The sequence below is a fragment of the Leucobacter weissii genome, assembly GCF_017565745.1.
GTDB classification, from domain to species: domain Bacteria; phylum Actinomycetota; class Actinomycetes; order Actinomycetales; family Microbacteriaceae; genus Leucobacter; species Leucobacter weissii.
The window spans coordinates 60438-82730 of the sequence record NZ_JAGDYM010000017.1 but is presented as its reverse complement, the minus strand read 5'-3'; the positions used below and the strand labels follow the sequence as shown (position 1 = coordinate 82730).

21 protein-coding genes are annotated in these 22293 nt (G+C 69.8%); all 21 read right to left on the bottom strand.

Annotated elements, in window-relative coordinates:
- Window positions 1-85: 85 nt before the first annotated feature.
- The 21 genes from J4H92_RS14550 to J4H92_RS14450 all read right to left on the bottom strand — a co-directional run bounded on the left by J4H92_RS14550 (window position 86) and on the right by J4H92_RS14450 (window position 22292).
- Complete coding sequence (locus tag J4H92_RS14550; RefSeq protein ID WP_208098904.1) at window positions 86-1597, bottom strand: ATP-binding protein; 1512 nt, start codon at window positions 1595-1597, stop codon at window positions 86-88.
- Entirely contained in the window at window positions 1594-2091 is a 498-nt protein-coding gene (locus J4H92_RS14545; protein WP_208098903.1) for a hypothetical protein, read from the bottom strand. The genes J4H92_RS14550 and J4H92_RS14545 overlap by 4 nt, the downstream gene beginning before the upstream one ends.
- Window positions 2092-2214: 123 nt before the next feature.
- Window positions 2215-3132, bottom strand: coding sequence for a hypothetical protein (locus tag J4H92_RS14540; protein WP_208098902.1), 918 nt, complete (start codon window positions 3130-3132; stop codon window positions 2215-2217).
- A gap of 75 nt (window positions 3133-3207) precedes the next feature.
- Entirely contained in the window at window positions 3208-4683 is a 1476-nt protein-coding gene (locus J4H92_RS14535) for an SCO6880 family protein (RefSeq protein ID WP_208098901.1), read from the bottom strand.
- 5 nt (window positions 4684-4688) lie between these two features.
- A complete protein-coding gene (locus J4H92_RS14530; RefSeq protein ID WP_208098900.1) occupies window positions 4689-6104 on the bottom strand; it encodes a TrbL/VirB6 family protein in 1416 nt (471 codons plus the stop codon).
- Between the two features lie 37 nt (window positions 6105-6141).
- On the bottom strand, window positions 6142-6411 hold the full coding sequence (locus J4H92_RS14525; protein WP_127363258.1) for a DUF6112 family protein: 270 nt from the start codon (window positions 6409-6411) through the stop codon (window positions 6142-6144).
- A gap of 129 nt (window positions 6412-6540) precedes the next feature.
- Entirely contained in the window at window positions 6541-6807 is a 267-nt protein-coding gene (locus tag J4H92_RS14520; RefSeq protein WP_127363259.1) for a DUF6112 family protein, read from the bottom strand.
- Window positions 6807-8480: a VldE C-terminal domain-containing protein gene (locus J4H92_RS14515; protein ID WP_208098914.1), complete on the bottom strand. Its 1674-nt coding sequence runs from the start codon at window positions 8478-8480 to the stop codon at window positions 6807-6809. Before J4H92_RS14515 ends, J4H92_RS14520 begins: the two co-directional genes overlap by 1 nt.
- 33 nt (window positions 8481-8513) lie before the next feature.
- Window positions 8514-9191 (bottom strand): flagellar basal body-associated FliL family protein, encoded by a 678-nt coding sequence (locus tag J4H92_RS14510; RefSeq protein ID WP_208098899.1) that lies wholly within the window; start codon window positions 9189-9191, stop codon window positions 8514-8516.
- Between the two features lie 63 nt (window positions 9192-9254).
- Window positions 9255-10307: a ParB/RepB/Spo0J family partition protein gene (locus J4H92_RS14505; protein WP_208098898.1), complete on the bottom strand. Its 1053-nt coding sequence runs from the start codon at window positions 10305-10307 to the stop codon at window positions 9255-9257.
- Between the two features lie 48 nt (window positions 10308-10355).
- The gene (locus tag J4H92_RS14500; protein ID WP_208098897.1) at window positions 10356-11237 is read right to left on the bottom strand and encodes a hypothetical protein; all 882 of its coding nucleotides are present in this window, start codon (window positions 11235-11237) and stop codon (window positions 10356-10358) included.
- Between the two features lie 98 nt (window positions 11238-11335).
- Window positions 11336-11737 (bottom strand): hypothetical protein, encoded by a 402-nt coding sequence (locus J4H92_RS14495; protein WP_208098896.1) that lies wholly within the window; start codon window positions 11735-11737, stop codon window positions 11336-11338.
- The gene (locus tag J4H92_RS14490; RefSeq protein ID WP_208098895.1) at window positions 11718-12602 is read right to left on the bottom strand and encodes a DUF2637 domain-containing protein; all 885 of its coding nucleotides are present in this window, start codon (window positions 12600-12602) and stop codon (window positions 11718-11720) included. Before J4H92_RS14490 ends, J4H92_RS14495 begins: the two co-directional genes overlap by 20 nt.
- Window positions 12599-13537, bottom strand: coding sequence for a bifunctional DNA primase/polymerase (locus J4H92_RS14485; protein ID WP_208098894.1), 939 nt, complete (start codon window positions 13535-13537; stop codon window positions 12599-12601). Before J4H92_RS14485 ends, J4H92_RS14490 begins: the two co-directional genes overlap by 4 nt.
- Complete coding sequence (locus J4H92_RS14480) at window positions 13537-14652, bottom strand: ArdC-like ssDNA-binding domain-containing protein (protein ID WP_208098893.1); 1116 nt, start codon at window positions 14650-14652, stop codon at window positions 13537-13539. The genes J4H92_RS14485 and J4H92_RS14480 overlap by 1 nt, the downstream gene beginning before the upstream one ends.
- Before the next feature lie 217 nt (window positions 14653-14869).
- Complete coding sequence (locus J4H92_RS14475) at window positions 14870-15724, bottom strand: helix-turn-helix domain-containing protein (protein WP_341783124.1); 855 nt, start codon at window positions 15722-15724, stop codon at window positions 14870-14872.
- 279 nt (window positions 15725-16003) lie between these two features.
- Window positions 16004-16318 (bottom strand): metal-sensitive transcriptional regulator, encoded by a 315-nt coding sequence (locus J4H92_RS14470; protein ID WP_208098891.1) that lies wholly within the window; start codon window positions 16316-16318, stop codon window positions 16004-16006.
- A gap of 42 nt (window positions 16319-16360) precedes the next feature.
- Entirely contained in the window at window positions 16361-18556 is a 2196-nt protein-coding gene (locus J4H92_RS14465; protein WP_243752419.1) for a heavy metal translocating P-type ATPase, read from the bottom strand.
- Between the two features lie 105 nt (window positions 18557-18661).
- Window positions 18662-18931 (bottom strand): YHS domain-containing protein, encoded by a 270-nt coding sequence (locus J4H92_RS14460; protein ID WP_208098890.1) that lies wholly within the window; start codon window positions 18929-18931, stop codon window positions 18662-18664.
- A 36-nt stretch (window positions 18932-18967) separates the two neighbouring features.
- Entirely contained in the window at window positions 18968-21292 is a 2325-nt protein-coding gene (locus tag J4H92_RS14455; RefSeq protein ID WP_208098889.1) for a heavy metal translocating P-type ATPase, read from the bottom strand.
- Window positions 21282-22292, bottom strand: a complete 1011-nt coding sequence (locus J4H92_RS14450) for a heavy-metal-associated domain-containing protein (protein WP_208098888.1) — start codon at window positions 22290-22292, stop codon at window positions 21282-21284. The genes J4H92_RS14455 and J4H92_RS14450 overlap by 11 nt, the downstream gene beginning before the upstream one ends.
- Between the last annotated feature and the right edge of the window lies 1 nt (window position 22293).

The window sequence follows — 22293 nt, the reverse complement described above, 5'->3', positions numbered from 1 at the left end:
GCCGACGCCGACGAGCAGTGTGAGGGTGCATCTTCCACGAACATGCACTCTCACACCCCGCCCAGCGATACCTCAACCCGCATCTTCACGCTGAAGCGCCTTCAGAAATCTTGAACTTGCGGGGAATTCGGCCCATGCGGGCGGTGGTGTCGAAGAGCTCGTACTCGTCCGGGTGGAGCTGATGCTGGACGACGAAGGAGCGGTCCTTGATGCGCCACAGCCCCTGCCCGGTGCCGAGCGTCGGGAGGAGTTCGCGTTCGGTGCCGGTCAGCCCGAGCGTCTTGGCGGTGCTGCCGAGCTGGTCGGATTCTTGCCGGTAGATGATCCGCGATTCCGCGTTCGCCAGCAGGCTGTTCGCGAGCGAGCGCATCGCGGACCCTTGGTCGCCGACGTTCTCCAGGTCGGTCAGCTTGTGGAAGATGAGCATGTTGCTGATGCCGTAGGCGCGGGCGAGCCGCCAGTGCGCATCCATCCGTTTCAGCAGCGCCGGCTCCGACATCAGCCTCCAGGCCTCGTCGTAGATGACCCAGCGCTGTCCGCCGTTGGGGTCCAGCAGCGCCGACTCCATCCATGCCGACGAGCAGGTCATCAGCACCGACACCAGGGTGGCGTTCTCGGTCACCCGGGACAGGTCCAGCGACACCATCGGCAGCGTCGGATCGAACACTTCGGTGGACGGGCCGTCGAACAGGCCGGACAGGTCACCGGCGACGAGGCGGCGCAGCGCGTGCCCGACCATCCGCCCGTCCTCGGCGAGCCGGCCGTCGGGATCATCTGACGGGGTGAGGAGGTGGTCGACGATCATCGGCAGGATCGGTACCTCGTTCTCCCGGACCGTCTGCGCCAGCGCCGCGTCGATCGCGGTGTGCTCCAACGGCGACATCGGCCGGGTCAGCACCGTCTCGGTCAGCGCTCCGATCAGGTCACGACGCCGCGACGCGACCGTGCTCGCCCATTCGGCGTCGCTGAGCCCGCACGGCCGATACCCCTCATCGAGCGGGTTCAAGCGGGTGTGGAGGCCGTGGCCGAGCTGGATCGCCCGGCCCCCGACCGCGCGGGCGATCTCCGTATGCTCCCCTTTCGGGTCACCGGGCACGTAGACCCGGCGCCCGAACGGCAGCGACCGCGTGTACAGCGACTTCGCCAGCGACGACTTGCCGCTGCCGACGATCCCCGCCAGTACGACGTTCGGTGCGGTGATGATCCCGGCCTGGTACAGCACCCACGGGTCGTACACGAACGACGCCCCGGAGTAGAGGTCTTGGCCGACGAACACGCCTTGGGAGCCGAGGCCGCCTTCGGCGAGGAACGGGTACTGCGCCGCCAGCGTCGCCGAGGTGTCCTGGTGGCGCGGCAGCCGGAACCTGCCCGGCGACCGCAGCGCCGCCGGCCCGGGCTCGCCGGCGGCGGGCAGGTACTGAGTGGCCTTGCGCTCGGCACGCTCCGCGTCGGCCTTGGCCTTCGCGGCGGCGACTTCCTGCCGGCGCTGTTCGGCCTGCAGCCGGGCCGCAGCCTGGCGGCGCTGTTTGCGCAGCCGGCGCCGCTCCGCCGCCGGGGCGACGAGCACCGCGGTGTGCAGGCGTTCCTTCTCGCTCACAGTCCCCGCCCCCGCCCGCGATCGGCACCGGAACGGAGAGTGCGAGGGGCGAACCACGAGCGATCCGGCTCGGATGCTGTCGATCGCTGGGCTTGGTCCCGTCGGGAGCGGCGGGTCGGCCACTCGTGCCGCGTCGGCTCAGCCGCCTCGGTCGCGGCAGGCGCCGGCGCCGTCATCGCGGACCGATCTGGGGCCGCGGCCACCCTTGCGGCCTGTGCCGCCCGGGTCAGCCCGGTGGCGACCGCATCCAGGGCGGTGCCGGCCTGGTGGAGGTCATCGGCGGCGGCGAGAGCCGCGGGATCGCCGTGTCCCGCCCGTGCGGTGGCGAGCTGGTCGAGCACCTGCCGCATCGCCCTCGCCGCATCACGCAGCTCAGCGATGACCGGGGACGTTCCCACGCCGGTGGCGGGCAGGTTCCCGGATGCGGCGAGTGCGCGCAGATTCCGGGCGGCCTCGGCGGCGTAAGCGGCGGGATAGTAGGAGATCGTGGGCATGAGCAGCCTCCCAAGAAGCAGCAGCGAACAGGGGTGTCGCTCAGGTGCGCCCGCCCCGCCCCGGACACGCAGTGGTGCCGCCCGATCCCCGGGGCGGCGGCACCATGCAGAGACCCCCAGGGGTCAGCGGCCGAGTCCGCGGTCACGGCGGACGGCCGCGACACCGGGATGGGTGAACCAGGACCCGTCCGTCGCCGAGGCCGCCGAGCCGCGCTCGGACACCTTCCCGGTCTCCTTCCGCCCGCGGGCTGCGCTGCTTCCGGAGGCACGCGCCGACCGTGCCGCATCGGCGCCGTGGGTGGTCGGGATGACCGGGGCGGGCGTGGGGGTAGCGGCGTCGAGGCTGTCTTCGGGTGGGATCGAGTGCTGACGGTAGAGGCCGACGTGCCCCATCGCCGGGTTGGAGGTCAGCGTGTAGTCACCCGAGACCGTCTCGGTGTCCAGCATCCCGGTGGGCACGGTGTCGTAGACGTAGCCGTTCTCCATCGCCGCCGCGGTGGTCTCGTCCCCGTAATCCCAGTGAGCCAGGTGCTCGATCGCGGCGTCAGGGCCGTCGCGATCGATCAGTCGCAGCACCTCATCGGCCTCATCGCCTTGCAGGAAGACGATGTTGACCCACCGCGACTCCCGCGCCGCCTCGTCCCCAGCCGCGTCTGACTGGACGGCCTCTGCGACCACGCCGTTGGTGGTCGATGCGGGGTGCCAGGCGATACGTCCGGCGGCCTGCATAGCGGCGTTCAGCCGTTCCTCGACCGCATCGAGGGAGGCGGCCGCGCTGGCGAGCTGATCGGCCGTCACCTGGGCATCGCGGATACCGGCGGCCTGGTCACCGGCGTCATCGAAGGCGCGGCCCTCGTGACGGCGATGCCGCTGCGCGATCTGCTCGATGGACTGCTGCATGGAGCGCACCCCGGCGAGCAGGTCGCCGATCACCCCGTACGCGTCTTCGGGATGCTCGAAGCTGCGGCTGGCATGTGCCAGGCCACGGAGCGCCTGCGAGGCCTCTTCGGCGTCGGCGACGGGATCGTAGAACGTGGGCATGAGGAGCCTCCCAGACGATGGATGGATGATCGGTTGCTCCTCCGGTGCACCCCCACCCCGCAGAGAACAGCGGAGTCAGATGTGGCGGGCCAGGGGCAGTGCGGCCGCAGTGAAGGCCTGCGCTTGCTGCCCAACCAGGCGGCGGGTTTCGCAGGAGGCTTGGATCGCGGCCTGCTCGATCGCCGAGACCGCCGCATCCAGCTCCTCGCTGCTGGGTGCGGAAACGGCGATCAGCCCGGTCACGCGCAGCACCCCGTGCCCGGCGGTCAGGTCGGCCTCCTGCTGGAGCACGTCCTCGTACTCGGCGGTCTGGGCGGCGTCCTCGATCTGCCCGATCCGCCGCCGCTGCGCCGCATCCGAAATGTGCTCGACCTTCTTCTTGCGGATGTCGCGGGCGGCCTGGTCGGTGCGCAGCGGCGTATAGAGCAGCGACAACGCCCGCCCGATCCCGGAGGAGAGCACCAGCGGGGCGAGGAACCCCGGATACACCATCGACCGCGGCCACTCACTGATCCACAGCACCGCGTGGTGGGCGGAGTCGGTGCGCAGCCCCGCCCAGGTCTCGGTCACCGCGACCGGACCCGCCGTCGCCAGCGACTGGCCAAGCTCCCCGTGCCGCTCCAAGGTCGCCGCGACCGAGGGGTCATAGGCGCTGCGGAGGATCACCGCGAACTGCCCCGGGCTCAGCCACCCGGTCGGGGTGAGGTCGGCGGCACGCAGCGCCGCGGTCAGCGTGCTCATCTCCTGCCGCAGCACCGCGGCCGCCCCGCGCAGACCCCCGCCGGCGGTCCGGATCTGCCGGGCTGCGCCCTTCATATCCAGGCTGAGACTGATCGTGGTGGCGTGGCGTTCCCCGGCCGGACCGGCGCGGTCGATGAGCTCCTGGTAGGTGGTCGACGCCCAGGAGTCGTCCCGGGTGCCGTGGGCGGCCCACCACTCCGCGAGCCCGGTGCCGGAGTCCGGCAGGGTGCGCTCCAGCACCTGGAGGGTCGCGATCCGCCCGGACCGGCACACGGTCGCCAGCACCCGCCCCCAGGAAGTGACCCGGCGGTGCTGCTCGGCCGGATCGAGGAGCACGAACGCCGGGTGCCGGATCTCGCACACCACGGTGAGCGTGCCCTGGTGCGGATCGTGGATCATCCCGGCCCCGGTCTCAGGGTCGACGTGCTCACGCAGCCGCGCCATGTCCCCGGGCAAGGCGAGCGTGCCCGCCGGGCGGGGTGCGACGATCCGCCGCCGGTACAGCAGTTGCCCGCCGGTGGTGCGCCAGAGCCACCAGCCGGCCACGGGTATCCATTCCACGACCGGGCGGCCCGCGATGGGCATCCAGGTCAGCACCGCCGAGAGCACCCAAACGGGCGCGGTGTAGGCGATGAGCATCCCGCCGCCGGCGTAGAACGCGCCCACCAGCGCGAGCACCCCGATGCCGAGGGTCACGAGCTGTGAGGCGGACAGGCCGAGCAGGATGCCGCGGCGGGTCAGCCGGGAGAACTTCACCGGTACCAGCTCGGTCCCCGGGCCGGTGTCCTCGGTGCTGTGCTTCGTGCTCACGGGTCTCACTCCTTCCCGTCTGCCGGCGGCTTCGTGCCGCCGTCGCGGGCCGGGGGCGTCGGGCCGGACGGGGCGTTCGGCGGCGGGGTGCGATGCGGAGGCGCCTGCGACGCCGGCCCACTCCCACCGCTGCCATTGCTGTTGGTGTTGGCGGTGTTCTGGTTCGCGCCGTCGGCGGCGGCCTCGGCCTGCGAGCCTGCGGCCTTGCCGGCCTCCGGGCCGGCGGTGGCGGCCCTCTTCGCGACCTGCGCGCCGATCACCACGGCCGCAGCCGGACCCGCAGCAGCCCCCGCGCCCGCAGCACCTCCACCACCCGCACCAGCCCCGGCACCAGCGCCTCCGCCTCCACCGGGCGGGGGCGGAGGCGGATTCCCACCACCTCCGCCACCTCCGCCGCCAGGGAGTGGCGGCGGATTCCCACCGCCGCTGCCGTCCCCGCCGCCGCCTCCGTTGTCGTCGAGGACTTTCTTCGGGCTGTCACCGGAGGGTTTGGTCGGGACGGGGACGGGGCGGTTCATCGCGTTCTTGGCCTCTTGCTCGGCGCCCATGGTGTTGTAGAGGTCGAAGCCGAGGAACGCGATGACGCGGTAGACCATGTACGGGGCGAACGCGGCGATGGCGAGCATGACGATGCCGGTGATCGGCTCGGTGATCGCCGTCAGATCGGCCTCGATCGGGGTCGCCATCTGCGTGATCGCGATCAGGAACACGACGACCAGCACGAGCTTGCTGATGATGAGGGCGAGGACGAACGCCGCCCATTTCCCGATCCAGGAGCGGCTGGCATCCCACGCGGCCCCGGCGAACGCGAGCGGCGCCAGGACGATCGCGATCAGCAGCAGCGCTTTGCGGATCAACAGGCTGAACCAGACGATCGCGACGGCGGCGACCATGAGGCCGCCGAGGAAGATCGTGACGATCGCCCCGACACCGGGCGCGGTGACGTTGATGCCGGTCAGGCCGGCGGCGAGCAGGATGATCTTGTCGCCCATCGTCTCGGTGGTCTCGCCGGCGGCCTGGATGATCCCGATGGCGAGCTGGTCGGTGATCTCCAACGCGAGCGCGGCCAGGGTGATGACCACGAACGACCCGAGTACCGCTTTGCCGGCACCGAGGGCGGCACGGGACAAGGCGGTGGGGTCTCGGCGGATCAGGCCGAGGATGAGCTGGAAGCAGAAGAAGATCAGCACGATGAACACGCCGATCCCGAACAGCAGGTTGTAGACGGACACGTAGCCGTCTTGGGTGACATCGACCAGCGTCGTGGTGTCGAACACGGCCCACATCGCTTCCAGCAGCCAGCCGGCGGCGCCGCCGACGGCTTGGGCGAACCAGTCGAACGGGGCCGAGATCAGCGACGCGGCCGCTTCACCGGCGGAGTCGCAGACGTTGGAGATGACGGGCAGATCGCACAGCGCCATCACACACCTCCCTCACGGGTCACGGGATGGATGGCGGTCAGACGGCCTGGCCGACGTCCCAGAAGAAATTGATCAAGGTGACGCTGGCGCCGCAGATCACCGCGGCCCCGCAGGAGATGAGGACGCCGATCTTGCCGCGGCCGGAGAGGTGCGGGTTGGAGCTGTTGGAGCCGAAACCCCACACGATCGCGGAGACGATCAGGGCGAGCACGGACAGGATGAGGCCCACGGTCATCACGGCACCGACGATGTCGCGGAGCTGCTCGATGCCCGGAAGGCCGGAGCTGTTGGGGTCGATGTCGATCACGGCGGAACTCCTCTGGACGAGAATGGATACGGTTCTGCCACCAGGTGCACCACCACCCGCCAGCGCACGAGAAAGCGCCCGCCCCGGGGTGAACAGCCAGGACGGGCGCAGAAAGAGGGTGCGATGGGGTCAGAGTTGTTGGCCGATGCCGATGAGCCAGTTCATCCAGGCCACCCCGGAGCCTGCGAGGATCGCCGCACCGAGGGCGACGAGCACCCCGGTGCGGGCCTTGCCTGCCGCGTGGTAGTTGCCCGTCGAGGACGCGATCGCCCAGATGATGCCGGAGACGATGAGCATCAGCACGGCGATCACCAGCACGAACATCAACAGCGCGCCGATCACGCTCTCTAGGTCACCGATCCCGCCCAGGCCCTCGAAATCCGGGAACACTTCCATCACGCGCCCCCGACCGAATTGGCGACGGTCACATGAGAGTGATCGAAATGTCCTCCGGTGATGGAGCCGGGGTCGTGCATGCCGCCGCCGTTGTAGTCACGCCACCCCTCGTCGTCACGGGCGAGCGACCAGATCTTCCCGTCCCAGATGAGGTACTCCACCCCGAGGACTTCGGCGTGGGTCTTCAGCCAGTTCGTGACCTCCCACCCCTGCTCACGCTGAGCCGGGGTGGGCCGCTGGCCAATCGCGTTGCCGAAGGCGATGTCGCAGGCCCGCCCGAGTGGATGTTCCGAGACCGAGCCGGGGCGGGGTGAGTAGCAGGCCCAGGTCGTGTCGGGGAACGCCACGGAGGTCTGCTGATACAGGTGCAGGGTGCGGCGGGTGATCTGTCCATCGGTGGTCGGGTCGTCCGCCAGCTCGTCCGGATTGTCGCCGGTGAACGGGTCCGGCTCCCCACCCGGTGTACTGCCGGTCTCGGGGTCGCAGTCGCCACCGGGAGGTTCGGTCTCGGCCTCGGGCAGATCAGCGGCATTCTGGTCGTTCAGCCAGGCGGCGGGGTCGATGTACTCCCCGTCGGCGCTACCGTCGCGGACCTCGAAGTGCAGATGCGGGCCGGTGGACATCCCCGAGCTGCCGACATCGGCGATGTGCTGCCCCGCGGTCACCTGGTCTCCGGCGGTCACGTGGATACCGTCCTCCCAGGAGTGTGCGTACGCGGTCGCCACCGTGGCCCCGTCGATGGTGTGTTCGATGACGACCAGGCCGCCGTACCCGCCGGAGAACTCCGCCACCATCACTGTGCCGTCTGCGGCCGCGAGGATCGGCGTGCCGTCGGGGGCGGAGAAGTCCGATCCGGTGTGGAAGGACTCTTCCCCGGTGATCGGGTGGACGCGCGGCCCGAACGGGCTGGTGGCCGTCCAGGTGCCCTCCGGCAGCGGGAACACCACTCGCGAGGATTCCGCCGCCAGCGCCGGGACGATCGCCGGGCTGCTGTCTGGGGTCCCTGCGGTGGCAGTGCCGGTGGTCGGGCCGATCAGGGCGTCGAGGATCGCGACGGCGACCGGGCTGTAGTTCTCATACCGCTCCGGATGGGCTGAGACCTCGACGGCTTGGGCGGCCTCGCCTTTGCCCATGTCCTCCCAGCCGGGGATGTCCAACAGTCCGCGCGGCGAGCCGCCGTTGGGTCCGTCGGGTCCGCCGAAGAACGCCTCGGCCTGGTAGGTGGTGTCCATCAGCTCGGCGACGGTGCCCCACCCGGACTGCGGGCGCATCTGAAACAGCCCCAGCGAGTCGTTGTCGGAGCCGTCGCCGTCGTTGGGGTACTCCGCGGACTCCGGGTAGGCGCTGGTGTTGGCGAGCTGACGCAACATCGATTCGGTCAGTGCCGCCATCAGCGCGATCTGGAGCCCGTCGCGATTCACGCCGTCGATGCCGGAGCCGGTCTCGATGATCGTGGCCGCATGGGTGAGCTGTGTCTTGTTCAGCGTGAACTGTTCGCCGTCGCGGGTCTGCACGGCGAGCTCGTCGGGGACCTCGCCGACGGTGATGCTCCCGCCGGAGACCGTGCAGGCCCCGCTGAGGGCGGGGTTCATCAGCAGCCCGATCCCCACCATGGACAGCAATGGCGCCGCCAGCACCAGAGCGAGCAGGCCGATGGCGAGCTTCTTCAACACCACAGCACCTCCTGTTTCTCTCTCGTGGCCCGGTCAGCGCAGGGGGTTGTCGAGTTCGGACAGGCGCAGCAGGTGGCAGGTGTCGTAGGCGGGCTCGCAGATCACAAACACGGTGAACGCCACCTCGTGCGCGGCCTGGACGGGCTCGTCGTTCCAGACCCCTGCGCGGTGGCGGATGCCCTCGATCGTGATCGCCGTCGTCCCCGGCGTGAGTTGCCCCGGCCGCGCCTGCTCCTGCGCACTCGCCCAGTCGTCCGGCACGAACGCGTCGGTGATCTCCAGGTGCTGGGTGGTGGCGTACGGGCGCAACTCGAGCCACGCGTCGCGGGTGGGCAGGTAGGCGGCGATATCCGATGCGAGGCCCGCCTGCTCGGTGCCGGTGGGGTCGGCGACCTCCATCAACACCGCCGTGTAGTCCAGCGGCATGAACCCGGCCCCGGTATCCCACGCGAACACCGCGGTCGCGACGTTGCGAGCGAAGGTCTCCGGGTCGCTGCTGGGAACCACCGGCGCGATCCGGTCCGGGAGCGCCGGGCCGTCTTCCGACGGAGCGGTCGGTGCCGGAGAGTCGTCGTTGTCGGAGGGTGGGCCGGTGCGGGGGCCTTGGATCAGCCCGTAGATCCCGACCCCGGCGAGGATCAGGACGGTCAGACCCGCGGCGAGCAGGACGATCAGGCGCTTGCGGGAAGGGGTGTCAGCAGAGGTCTTCATGCCGCCCAGGTGCACGAGCCCGGCCCCACACGCACACGGCGGGGCCGGGCTCGCGATTCGTGGTTACAGGGCGCGCAGGTGCCGACGCGCCGTTCCCGTGTCGCCGTCGGCCGCGGGCTGTGCCGTCATCTCGCCGACGGCGGCATCATCGCCGGTCTCGTCGGGGTCGATGCCGAGGAGGGGGCGCAGGAGGTCGGCGAACGTGGCGGTACCCTCGGCGACGTTCAGGAAGATGGTGACCTGTTCGTCGGTGAGTTCCTCGGCGAGGTCGGCGGGGTCGTAGTGGGTCCACCAGTCGGTCAGCGAGGTCCAGGTCTGCACGAATGCCGTCACCGGCCACCGTCCCGGCACCTGCGCGGGCGCGGACTCGGCGGTTTTGTCCTTGCGCTTCTTGTTGCGGCTGGGTTCGGTGACGCGGGCGACGGCCTCCTCGGCCAGCGCGTGCAGCTCGGACTGCCGGGCCTGCTCGGCCTCGGCGACGGCGGCGCGCACGCGCTGGTAGGCCGGGTCGACCGGCCCGCCCGCCTCGATCCCTGCCAGCTCCGTTGCGGCCTGCTCACGCAACGACTCCGCGACGGTGGGGTCGTCGGCGACGCGCTGGACCTGGTTGATCTTCTCCAACGTCGTGTGCGAAGCGCCGCCGGGGATCATTGCTGCGGCTTGCTCGCGGGTCTTGCCGACCGGCCCGAGAGACGGGGGTGCAAATTTTGCACCCCCGTCGCTTCCGGGTTGATTCTCGCTGGAGAACCGGGTGGCGGCATCGCGTCGTTCGGCGTCCTCGGCCATGAGCTGTTTGAGTTCGCGGTAGAGGGCGGCGGCTTCGAGCTGGGTCAGCGGCTTGCGGTGGACGTTCTCGTCCTGCTCGGCCAGCAGATGCCCGAGTCGATCCGAGACACCCCGGCGGACCCAGACGCTGACCGTGCGCCAGCGCAGCAGCCTGATCGCCGCGAGTCGGCGCCGCCCGCACACCAGCACCCCGTCGGTGGTGACGGTGATCGGCTGCAACAGGCCGTGCTGGCGGATCGACTCGGCCAGCGCCTCGATATCGCCCAGATCGGTGCGGTGGCGGGTGCCGACCTGGATCGAATCGACCGTGCGCTCCAACTCGATCCCCATCACCACTCACCCCCTCTCGACCTGTCCACTCGACGTTGCGTGCCTGGACTATTTGCGGCCTCGGTCGGGCGCGGCCAGGCATACGGTGAGCACGAGGTCGTCATCGCGCAGCAGCACCGGGAGGGTCTCGCCGATCAGCAGCCGCAGCAGCACGCCCCGCCCGGCGCTGGTCGCCGCCAGGCCCGGGTGCGGGTTCCCGAGCAGTGCTTTCAGCAGGCCCGTCCAGGAGCGGGCCGGCAGATCGAGCAGCGCGCGGGCGTACTGGTCACGGCGCAGGTTCTCGTAGGCGGTATGCCGCGCCCCGGCCTTGGCCAAAGCGCCGCAGATATGCTCCACCGACGCCCGCGCGGTCGCCGGCTCCCAGCCGAGCATCGTCACCAGCGCGATCGCGTCCTCCATCGCCGAGGACGCCGACATCGACGCCTGCACCCCACCACCGCCGCCGCTTCCGTTGCCGGCGTCGCCGCCTGCGGCGTCGGTGTCGGGCTCGGGGTCGGTGACCTGGAACGCTGGGTGATACTCCGGCAGCGGCGTCTCACGGTCGGAGATCCGCTCCGCGTCGTGGAACGCGGAGATATGCGGGCGCCTGGCCTGGTGAGTCGAGCACAGTAGCCCTTGGGCGCGTTCCTCGGCGATGCAGGTGATCCGCACCGCGTGCGTGACCACGCCCCACGGATCGTGTGCGTCACGGGCGGAGCGGGTGCGCATCACATCGAACGCCGCGCTGGCCGCCTCCCACGGGTCCAGCCCGTGCTTGCGCGCCAGAGCGCCATACTTCTCAGCCGCGAAGCGCATCAGCTCCGCGGCGACCGGATCAGCTGCCCATGCCCGCTCGCCGGCCTCGTGCAGCCGCCGCAGCAGGGCACGCAGCCCGGCACTGGTCGTGAACTCCTCGTGCGGAGTGGTCGTCGTGGTGTTGGTTGTGGTCATGGTTCTGGCACCTCCTGGCAAGCAGGTGCGCGCAGTGGCTCCGGCGCCCGGAGCGCGGCGTTCGGTGTCGTCGTTGACGGTGGTCATGGCCGGTCACCTCAGCTCATCCCGACCGGGCCACGCCCGGCACCCTCATGGCTCGTGCCGCGTCCGAACGCCGACAGCGGCGGCAGCTCCCGCACCCGCTCACCCAGTCGCTGCGCCCCGCGGGCGAGCGGGTCATGCGCCTTCTGGGCCAGGTGGGCCTCGAAGTCGATCGCCAGACGGGAAGCGACCCCGCTGCCGCGGGCCAACAGGTCCGACGAGCGCACCCAATCCACCCCGCGGGCCCGCCGCTTCGGGTCAGCGCCCTCGGTGATCGGATTCCTGCGGTCGACGTCGGCGGCCTGGATCGCTTCCGGCGCTCCCGTCACCTCCACCGGGTCAGGGCGTGCCCCCGCGTTCGGTGTCTCGTGCCGGGCGGCCTGCTCCTGCTCGTGTTCATGCTCGTTGGGGTTCATGATCGGACTCCTTCTCCTTGTGTTCTTCTTTCATCTCGGTCTCTGACTCGCCGCTGCTGGTGCGGGGGAACCAGCGGCCCACCGTCGAGGCGTGCACCCCGAGCTCGCGAGCGATCGCCTTGTTCGACCACCCCGCCTCCCGCAGCGCCACGGCACGCTCACGCCGCCTCGGGCCGCCAGTCGACTCGGGCTCACGCCGCACAGGCTCCGACGGTGCGGGCTCGGTGGGATCGGGGCCGGACGACGGCTTCGGAGTTGGCTCGTCCTGGGGCTCGTTCTGCGGCTCGGGCAGCGCTGGCGGTCGTGTCTCTGGCTCGCCAGCGGCGACCAGCTCAGCATGCTCGGACAGCTCGGGCGGCTGAGCCGGATCGGCGTGCCCCGTCCGGCCCGTGCTCACGGTGCCGATCAGAGCCGGTCCAGTGACGGGCGGCTCAGTGGCGGGAGACTCGATGGTCGTGGTCTTGGTGGAGCGGGTGAGGACGACGGTCAGGTGCGTGGACGCCAACAGCACCAATGGCGGTACCGCGGCGACGATGGCGGCCAGCAGGGCCGGCACCGACGCGGTCGCGGCGACGATCGCGTGGGCGGCGTTCGCGGTCACCGACATTCCCGCGCCGGCGATCAGCAGCGCCCACGGATACCAGGCCGAGCGGTGCCCGTCGAGGGCGACGACCGCGACCGTGGCGACCACGATCAGCCCGTCCACCAGCAGCGGCCAGATCCATGCCTGCCCCGCGGCGATGCCCGAGCGCACCGCGAGATCGGCCAGCGCGGTGAAGCTCAGCCAGAACGCGCCGCCGCCGATCAGCACCGTGCCCGATGCCGCCGCGACCACCGCCCACCGGCGGCCCGATACGGCCGTCATGACAGCCCCCTGGCTGGTGCCGCCCGCACGACCGGGTGTGAGAGCCTGAACTGCGACCCGGCACCCCGGCCGGCTCCAGAGACAGCAGAGGTGGCAGAGGTGGTGGTGCCCACGGCGCGGTAGGCGGAGCGGACGGTCGTCGTGATCTCTCGTTCGGCCAGCCCGGCCTGCGAGGCTGCGGCGCCCAGTACCTCGAACGCGTCGTCTCGGGGCATGCCGTTCTCGGCGAGCTTGCACGCGGCCCAGAACAGTCCGGCGTTGCGCTCGCCCTCCTGCCGACGCGCCACCCACGCCGCCAACCGGCCCACCATCGCCTCCGAGTCCGCGGCCGCCGCGCTCGGGCGCGGGCGGGGCGGCGGCTTCGGATCGAGGAACTCACGCAGCCGGCCCGCGTCCAGGAGCCGGCCGTCCGCCGCAGCGAACCTGGTGGGGCGATAGAGCACGCCGTCGCCATCGACGAGGCGGCGCGACGGCGGCACGATGATGTAGCCGCGATCCCCGCGGAAGTCGATCCCGGCTTTGCCGGCCTGCCACGACGGCTGCTCACCGGTCCCTGCCGGATAGTAGATATGCAGGCCCCCGGTCGGTGAGCGCACCAGCGTCTCCCACCCGTTCACCAGCCCCGCCCGGCGCGCTCGGCCGAAGGCCTCGTAGCCGTTGACGCCATGCACATCTACGTCCACGACCACCACGCCGGAGGCGGCGCCGGTGGGCATTCCGATGTTCGCGGCCGGGAACCGCGACCACCACGCCCGCACCCGTGTCCGGTCTGTGGTTGCGTCGTGGAACCCGCGGCGGGTGATCGGCTGCTTACCGCCCGGCGCGCACGGAAACACCGGGACCCCAGCCGCCGCGAACGCCGCGGCGGCATCTGGCAGTGGCCAGAAGGCATCCATCCGCCGCACCGCTTCGGTGAACCGGCTCGGGCTGCTCATCACAGCCTCCGCCCCTCAGCCCCCACCTGCTCACGGCCACGCGCGGGCTCCGGCAGCGGCTCGACTCGCCGCCCCCGCGAGCGCTCCGGCGAACGGGCCGGCGCATCCTGCTCCGCCGTCTTTCGGGCGGGGCCGTCGCGGACCAGGCTCGGCGGGGTGCCGTCGGGCACCTGAGCGGTGTCGAGCAGGTCGAGAATCCCTGCCGCGGTCTTCCGTACCCGCTCACCGGTGGCTTGCACGACCTCGACCGGCTCTTTGCCGTTCACGTTTGCCGCCCATCCGGCCACGTACGGGATCGTGTAGCCGGTGGTGTCCATTCCGTGGGCGGCGCCGATCATCAGCGCGACGGACTCGGCTTCGACCTCGCCGATCCCGCGATGCTGGCGGGCATCCTCCTGGTCGGGGTCGTGCATCAGCACATGCGCGAGCTCGTGCGCCAACGTTTTGACCTGGGCGGTGGGGTCCATGTTCTCCCGCACCGCGACCGTCTTCGCGTCGAAATCCGTCAGACCATTCGAGCCATGGATCATCCCCTCATGCGGCACCCGCATCAGCTCGAACCCCGCCGCCTGTACCTGCTGCGCGAGCCCGTCCCAGAGCCCGTCGGGGGCTTCGCCCTCCAACAAGGTCGGCGACGGCGGTTCTGGGATCGGCTCGCCGGCGGTCTGCGAGACGTCCCAGACGTAGGCGGGGCGCACGCCGACCATCCGCGAGCGCACCACCTCGCCCGGCTTCGGCTTCTCACCGCGATTCAGGCGGTACCAGGAGGCCGGGTCTGAGGGGTTCGCGGACGCGAACCGGCCCGTGACCGGGGCGAGGATCTGATACCCGGGCTGGCCCTTCTCGACCTGCCGGCCGAGCTGCTGCCACTGCTTGTATCCGGCGACATAGGTGGGGAACGGCTCGGGCACCCGGCTCTGCTCGAACGCCGCTTGATGCTGCTCCCAGATCAGCAGGACGTTGTTGAACGAGCGAGACCGGAACCGGGCGGCGAAGCGGAGCGCATCGGTCCAGTCCTCGCCCGTGACGAGCTGCTCGACCGCACCGGTGAGCTTCTCGTGGAGCTCGTCGAGCTTCTCTTCCCGCTTCTGGCGGGCTTCCTCCCGCGTCGCCATTGGTCTGGCCTCCTCCCGGTAGACCAGCCACCCGGGGTGTGGGCGGCTGGTCTTGCACCTGCGAGGTGAGCCAGGTGTATCCGGAGAGTGTCGAGACGGTCAGCGAACAGTGGAACGGTAAGTTGGCCGGCAGGAACTCGGAGGCACCTGACGTTTGGACAGTCCGGACTACCAGCACCGCCAGCGCCGTGGCCGCGACGGCCTGGAATGGGGTCGTTTAGGTGGGCACCGACGTCCCGTTCGTGGGCACCCCGCCGCTCGTGGAGCGCATCGCCCGGTACCGGCTGGGCGTGATCCCGACGCACTCGTGGAACGCCGCCGACGCCCTGTTCCGGGACCGCCACCCGACCCGCCGTCCGGCCTGCTCGATCGTCAGGTCGGTCTCGCGCAGCAGGCGGGCCATCTCCTCGACTCGCAGCATCGTCAGATACGTCAACGGGGTCTTGCCGTAGGCATCCACGAACACGCGACTGAGTTGCTTCGTGGACAGATGCACCATGCCTGCCAGTTCCGATAGCTCCCAACCCCGAGCGATGTCACTGTGCAGAGCATCGCGAACCTGCCTGGCTTCGGCCCGCAGCGGCGTGAACCGGCGATCCCGGGGCAAGGCAGGTCGGACCCGTGCCCGCTGGTGCGGCGAAGTCCGGTACGGAGTGATGCGAATGAATGGAGCGACCTGGTCGATGACTGCGTGCCACAACGCCTGCATCCGATGGAACCGCTCCCGGTAGGCACCATCGACACTGAGCGCGACGAGCTCATCCAACCAGGGCATCAACATTCCCGAGCGGTCCTCCCCGAGGTGGAGGATCTGCGCTGGTTCGGTGTAGATCGTGTCAGCGAAGCCTTGCGCGTCGAGGCGGTCGCGGAGCACGTCGGCGTGCTGCCAGAACAGCTGATCTAGCAGGAAGTCGGTGTCGGCGTAGATCGTGGTGACCGTGACGTGTCCTTCCGGTTCCGACCTGCAGAGCACATTGGCCCCGAGCAGCACCACGTCACCGGGTCTGACTGGTCGTTCCCCGAACTCGCTGAACAGGATCGCCGACCCCGACCGGATCACGATGAGTTTCACGCAGTCGTAGGCAACGGGACCCATCGGGCGATGGATCGTACGTGTCCGAGCGAGCAAGGGGTCGTAAGGCGTCATGTCGGCCCCCAGCGCTTTTCGTGATGCCGGGAGTGATGCCGGGAACGGAATCAGGCCGACGTTATCGGCGACTGCTACGCGTCTTCGTCGATGCGGTGATGACCCATTTCACGGCGTCGCAGCAGCGACTTACCGAGACGCTGATTTCTCCTGTGTCGAGTGTGGATCGCAGCGCGCGGCCGATGATGCTCATGACGTTCCTCCTCAGGACTTGACGAGTCTGGCAATGGCGTCGGAGGCTTCCTTGAGTTTCACCTCGACCTCGGCGCCGTCGTGCTGGATGGCTCCGGCGACGCAGTGTTTGAGGTGGTCATCGAGCAGGCCGAGAGCGACGTTCTCCAGTGCTGAGGTGATCGCGCTGATCTGGGTGAGAATGTCGATGCAGTACGCATCCTCGCTGACCATTCGATGGATGCCGCGGGCCTGGCCCTCGATGCGTTTGAGCCTCGCGAGGTAGCGATCCTTCTCGGTGATGTAACCGTGAGCGACCTGAGCGGCCGTGTCAGTCAAGGTGTCCATGTCAGGTGTCCTCCTAACGGATAATTGCGGATAGATGACCCCTCACGCGGAGCGGTCGAGGATTCTGGACGTGCTGGCCTGCGGAGTGAGGTCGAGCCTGCGTAGCAGCTGGGCGTTGAGGGCGACGACCACGGTGGAGACGGACATGAGGATCGCGCCGATGCTCATCGGCAGGACGAACCCGATCGGTGCGAGGACGCCAGCGGCCAGCGGGACCGAGAGGAGGTTGTAGCCGGCGGCCCACCACAGGTTCTGCTTCATCTTCCGGAACGTCGCCCGGGAGAGCTCGATGACCGAGAGCACCGACCTGGGATCGGAGGATGCGAGGATGACGCCGGCCGATCCGATCGCCACGTCGGTGCCCGCTCCGATCGCGATGCCGACGTCGGCCTGGGCGAGCGCCGGGGCGTCGTTGACGCCGTCGCCGACCATGGCGACCTTGCGGCCCTCGCCCTGGAGTTCGGCGACCTTGGCGGCCTTGTCCTCCGGCCGCACCCCGGCGAAGACACGGTCGATGCCGAGATCCTTCGCGGCCGTGTCGGCGACGGCCTGGGCGTCGCCGGTGATCATCACGACCTGCACCCCGGCGGCGTGGAGTGCGTCGACGGCTTCGCGGGACTCGGGCCTGATCTCGTCGGCCAGTCGCAGGGCGCCGATGACCTCGCCGTCGGCGAGTACGTGCAGGATGATCGCGCCTTCCTCGCGCCAGGTGTCGGCGACGGGAAGTTCGTCCGCCTCGTGCTGATCGAGCAGGTACGGTCCGCCGACCTCGATGACGGTTCCATCTACGGTCGCCTTGACACCGACAGCCGGGGAAGAGGAGAAATCCGAGGCCGCGGGCACGTCGAGCTCCCGGGTGCGAGCGGCGCCGACGATGGCGCGGGCGAGCGGGTGCTCGCTGTCGGCCTCCGCGGCGGCGGCCAGCGCCAGCACCTCGTCCTCGGTCCGGGTGTCGGTGGGGTCGATGGCCGTGACGGTGGGCTCGCCCTTGGTGAGGGTGCCGGTCTTGTCGAACAGCACCGCGTCCACGGTGCGCATGGACTCCAGCGCGAGACGGTCCTTGATGAGCACTCCGCCTCGGGCGGCGCGTTCGGTCGCGATGGACACCACCAGCGGGATCGCCAGGCCGAGCGCGTGCGGGCAGGCGATGACCAGCACGGTGATCGTGCGGACCACGGCGGTATCGGGCAGGCCGACGAGCGACCAGATGGCGGCGGTGATCAGGCCAGCGCCCAGGGCGAACCAGAACAGCCACGCGGCCGCGGTGTCGGCGATCCGCTGCGCGCGGGAGGAGGACGCCTGAGCGTCGGAGACGAGCTTCTGAATGCCGGCGAGAGCGGTGTCGTCGCCGGTGGCGGTGACCTCGACGCGCAGTCCGGAATCGGTGGCCACGGTGCCGGCGACCACCTGATCGCCGGTCGCCCGCCGCACCGTCTTGGATTCGCCGGTGACCATCGACTCGTCCATCGATGCCGACCCGTCGACGATCTTTCCATCGGCGGGCACCGAGGAACCGGGACGGACGATCACCACGTCGCCGACGGCCAGATCAGCAGGAGCGACTTTCACCACGTCGTCGCCCTCGACCTTCTCTGCCTCGTCGGGCAACAGCGCGGCCAGTGAGTCCAGCGCGGAGGTGGTCTGGGCGAGCGAGCGCATCTCGATCCAGTGGCCCAGCAGCATGATGACCACCAGCAGCGCCAGTTCCCACCAGAAGTTCAACTCGTGGTGCAGGATGCGCAGGCTCGCGCCCCAGGACGCGAGGAACGCGACGGTGATCGCCAGGGCGATCAGCAGCATCATCCCCGGTTTGCGGGAGCGGATCTCCCTCAGCCCGCCCGTCAGGAAGGGCCAGCCGCCCCAGAAGTAGACGACGGTGCCCAGGATCGGCGACACCCACGAAACCCACGCGGCTTCGGGCAGGTGGTAGCCGATGAGATGGGCGAACATGTCGTTGAAACCCACGACCGGCACGGCGAGAACGAGCATGATCCAGAACAAGCGCCGGAACTGCCCGACGTGATCTCCGTGACCGGCATGTCCGTGATCATGTCCGCCGTGACCCTCGTGGTGCGCATGGGCGTCATGGCTGTCGTGGCGGCCGGAAGCCTCGCCGTGACCCTCGGGGTGGTCGTGAGAGTGGCGACCCGCGTGGGTGTTCGGCTCGTCGTGGTGCGCGTGCTGAACGTCCACGTGCTCAGGATGCGCGTGCGATCGTGTCGAGGGATCGTTGCTCATGGTCTCGTCTCCTTCGTTCGTCACCCCAGCCCAGATGCGAGACCGGGGCGAAGGTTCCGCGCTCCCGTGCACGTCTGCTCGACGGGAGCGCGGAACCAGATGCCGTCAGGCGGCGTTCGCGTAGCGGTCGGGATCAGCGTCGAACAGGGGTCCACAGGCGGCGCAGCAGAACCAGTACCGCTGGCCCTGGTAGTCGCGGTAGAGACCGGCTTCCTCCGCTTGCGCCTTGACGACCGGGGTGCCGGCCATCACCTTGCATTCGGTCATCTCCTCGGCCGGAGTCTGAGCGATGGCCTCCTCACTGGGTGTGTGTCCGCAGCAGCTCCCACCGCCGGAGGAGGTGTCGGTCAGGTTCAGGTTCTCGTGTGCAGTCATCGTGCTTCCTTTCGTGTTGTGTCGATGACGGATGGATCAGGCATTCACCGGCTCGCGAGCCGGCATCGATCCGGCGGGTGCCGGAGCGCTGGTGTCGTCCGCGCGGGCCTTGAAGGTCCGCAGCCGCAGACTGTTGCTCACGACGAACACGGACGACAGGGCCATGGCCGCGCCCGCGAGCATGGGATTGAGCAGCCCGAAGGCGGCGAGCGGGATCGCGGCGGTGTTGTAGGCGAAGGCCCAGAACAGGTTCGTCTTGATCGTTCGCAATGTGCGCCGAGCGAGCCGGATCGCGTCGGCCGCGGCGCGCAGGTCGCCGCGTACCAGGGTGATGTCGGCGGCCTCGATCGCCACATCAGTGCCGGTGCCCATCGCGAGCCCCAGATCGGCCTGCGCGAGCGCGGGAGCGTCGTTGACGCCATCGCCGACCATCGCCACGACCTTGCCCTCGCCCTGGAGGCGTGCGACGACATCGACCTTGTCCTTGGGCAGCACCTCGGCGATCACCTGGTCGATGCCGACCTCGGCGGCCACCTGCTCGGCCACGGCCTGGTTGTCACCGGTCAGCAGCACCGGGGTCAGGCCGAGCTCCTTGAACTGGGCGATCGCCTGCGCACTGGTGGGCTTGACCTGATCGGAGACCACGAACACGCCACGCGCCTGTCCGTCCCAGCCGACCGCGATCGCAGTCTTGCCCTCGGACTCTGCCGCCTGCTTCGCGGCCCGGAGGCGCTCATCGAGGTGGATCGACCAGTCCGCCAACAGGGACTCGCGCCCGGCAACGACGGCGTGGCCGCCGATGACGCCCTGCACGCCCTTGCCCTCGATATTCTCGAACGACTCGGGGGCGGGCAGGTCACCGACCTCGCTGGTGGCGCCGGCGGCGATGGCCTGCGCGATGGGGTGCTCGGAGTAGTCCTCCAGCCCGCCCGCGAGGCGCAGCAGCTCGGCCCGGTCCACGCCGTCCGCGGTGATCACGTCGGTCAGCGTCATCTTGCCGGTGGTGACCGTGCCGGTCTTGTCCAGCACGATCGTGTCGACCTTGCGGGTCGATTCCAGGGTCTCGGGGCCCTTGATGAGCACGCCCATCTGCGCACCCCGTCCAGTGCCCACCAGCAGCGCCGTCGGCGTCGCGAGCCCGAGCGCGCAGGGGCACGCGATGATCAGCACCGCGACGGCGGCCGTGAAGCCGGCCGAGAGCGGGAACCCGGCCCCGATCCACGCGCCGAGGGCGGCAACAGCAACCGCAATGGCGATGGGCACGAACACCCCGGAGACGCGGTCGGCGAGGCGCTGGATCTCTGCCTTGCCCGACTGGGCGTCCTCGACCATCTTCGCCATCTGTGCGAGCTGGGTATCCGAACCGACGCGGGTGGCCTTCACGACCAGGCGGCCGCCGGCGTTGACGGTCGCGCCGGTGACGGCATCGCCCTCACCGACTTCCACGGGCACGGATTCGCCGGTGAGCATGGAAGCGTCGATCGCGGAACTGCCCGAGGTGATCGTGCCGTCCGTGGCGATCTTCTCACCCGGCCGGACCACGAACTCATCGCCGACCGTCAGCTCGTCGATGGAGACCCGCTGCTCCTGCCCGTCGCGCAGGAGGGAGACTTCCTTCGCGCCGAGTTCGAGCAGGGCGCGCAGGGCGGCCCCGGCGCGGCGCTTGGAGCGCTTCTCGAAGTAGCGGCCGAGCAGGATGAAGGTGATCACCCCGGCGGCGACTTCGAGATAGATGTGTCCGAGCCCGTCGGAACGGGAGATGGTGAACTCGAACGGGTGGACGACTCCGCGGTCGCCGGCAGTGCCGAAGAACAGGGCGACGATCGACCAAATCATCGCGGCGGTCGTGCCGACCGAGATGAGCGTGTCCATCGTGGCCGCCCCGTGACGGAGGTTCATCCAGGCCGCCTTGTGGAACGGCCAGCCCGCCCACACCACCACGGGGGCGGCCAGCGCCAGGGACGCGAAGCCCCAGTAGTCGAACTGCAAGGCCGGGATCATCGCCATCGCGATGACGGGCACCGCCAGCACCGCGGAGCCGATCAGCCGCTGACGCAGGGTGCGCAGCTCGGCGTCCTCGGCGGATTCGCCCTCCTCGTCCGAGCCTTCGCCGGAGCCCTTCGCGGGCTTCGGGAGCGCGGCGGTGTAGCCGGTCTTCTCGACCTCGGCGATCAGGGCATCGGCGTCGAGGTCGGTGCCGGTAACGCTGGCCTTCTCAGTCGCGTAATTGACGCTCGCGGTCACGCCGTCGAGCTTGTTGAGCTTCTTCTCGATCCGGTTCGCGCACGAAGCGCAGGTCATGCCACCGATCTGCAACTCGATACGGGCGACACCGGTGCCAGTGGTCTGGTCAGTGGCCATGGCCTGCCCCTTCCTCATGCTCTTCCCCGGTGCCCGACTCGGTATCGGAGTGCTCGCCTCCGGGATGTCCGGCGCCGTTCTCGGCCGCACCGGTGGTCGTGTCGATCACCAGCGGCGCGGTGCGAACTCCGCCGTCGATCTGGAAGTCCAGGAACAGCAGGTACCGACCGGGCGTCGGCGCGGTGGCCTCGAACACGATCTCCGGCCCCGAGGTCTCGCCGGCCTCGGGCGCGTCGCCGTGCGGGTGGACGTGCAGGTAGGCGAGATCGCCATCGCGGAGGGCGACAAGGTGCCCGAACGCGCCCAGGTACGGCTCCAGTGCGGTGACCGGCTCGCCGTCACGGGTGACGGTGATCGTCAACTCCGACGCGGAGCCGGCGACAAGATCACCCTCCACAGCAACGTCGAAGCCGTCGACGGTGGTCTCGGTGACCGGCCCGGTCGCCGGTGCAGGCTCGTAGTCGCCGGCCACCTGCACCGAGGTCGAGAGCGTGATGCCCTCCCCGGTGTCGGCCGGGACGAAGTCCGCAAAGACTCGGTACGAGCCCGCGGCATCCCACTGCCAGGGGATCGTCCACCTGCCGTTGTCGTCCATCTCGGGGTGGACGTGTCGGAAGCGCTGCCCGTCAGCGCGGACGGCGATCAGGTGCAGCTCCTTCTCATGCTCCAGCTCGAAATCGGTAACCGGGTTGCCATCGGGTCCGGTGACCGTCAGCGCCAGCTCGCCCTCGGTTCCGGTGGCGGTCGGTGCGGTCACCGTGGTGAGCTGGTAGCCGTCCTGAGCGAGGCCCAGGCCCAGCGACGATGCGCCGGCATTGTGTCCTTCATGCTCGTCGCCGTTCATGGCGTCTCCTTCCTCGTGGTGCGTGGTGTCTGCGGTGTCTTCTGCCCAGCTCTGCACGGTCTCCTCGGGGACGACCGCGTTCGCCGTGAATCCAGCCACGGCGAACACGGCCACGAGGACCAGCCCGTACAGGCCCAGCCGTACAGGTGCCTTCATC

Bases quoted from the DNA above. Each gene is read 5' to 3' on its own strand.
- J4H92_RS14510 (WP_208098899.1), bottom strand. From the start codon at position 9,191: ATGAAGACCTCTGCTGACACCCCTTCCCGCAAGCGCCTGATCGTCCTG.
- J4H92_RS14500 (WP_208098897.1), bottom strand. From the start codon at position 11,237: ATGACCACAACCAACACCACGACGACCACTCCGCACGAGGAGTTCACG.
- J4H92_RS14485 (WP_208098894.1), bottom strand. From the start codon at position 13,537: ATGAGCAGCCCGAGCCGGTTCACCGAAGCGGTGCGGCGGATGGATGCC.
- J4H92_RS14505 (WP_208098898.1), bottom strand. From the start codon at position 10,307: ATGGGGATCGAGTTGGAGCGCACGGTCGATTCGATCCAGGTCGGCACC.
- J4H92_RS14450 (WP_208098888.1), bottom strand. From the start codon at position 22,292: ATGAAGGCACCTGTACGGCTGGGCCTGTACGGGCTGGTCCTCGTGGCC.
- J4H92_RS14530 (WP_208098900.1), bottom strand. From the start codon at position 6,104: ATGGCGCTGTGCGATCTGCCCGTCATCTCCAACGTCTGCGACTCCGCC.
- J4H92_RS14470 (WP_208098891.1), bottom strand. From the start codon at position 16,318: ATGGACACCTTGACTGACACGGCCGCTCAGGTCGCTCACGGTTACATC.
- J4H92_RS14540 (WP_208098902.1), bottom strand. From the start codon at position 3,132: ATGCCCACGTTCTACGATCCCGTCGCCGACGCCGAAGAGGCCTCGCAG.
- J4H92_RS14520 (WP_127363259.1), bottom strand. From the start codon at position 6,807: ATGGAAGTGTTCCCGGATTTCGAGGGCCTGGGCGGGATCGGTGACCTA.
- J4H92_RS14480 (WP_208098893.1), bottom strand. From the start codon at position 14,652: ATGGCGACGCGGGAGGAAGCCCGCCAGAAGCGGGAAGAGAAGCTCGAC.
- J4H92_RS14465 (WP_243752419.1), bottom strand. From the start codon at position 18,556: ATGAGCAACGATCCCTCGACACGATCGCACGCGCATCCTGAGCACGTG.
- J4H92_RS14490 (WP_208098895.1), bottom strand. From the start codon at position 12,602: ATGACGGCCGTATCGGGCCGCCGGTGGGCGGTGGTCGCGGCGGCATCG.
- J4H92_RS14545 (WP_208098903.1), bottom strand. From the start codon at position 2,091: ATGCCCACGATCTCCTACTATCCCGCCGCTTACGCCGCCGAGGCCGCC.
- J4H92_RS14455 (WP_208098889.1), bottom strand. From the start codon at position 21,292: ATGGCCACTGACCAGACCACTGGCACCGGTGTCGCCCGTATCGAGTTG.
- J4H92_RS14460 (WP_208098890.1), bottom strand. From the start codon at position 18,931: ATGACTGCACACGAGAACCTGAACCTGACCGACACCTCCTCCGGCGGT.
- J4H92_RS14495 (WP_208098896.1), bottom strand. From the start codon at position 11,737: ATGAACCCCAACGAGCATGAACACGAGCAGGAGCAGGCCGCCCGGCAC.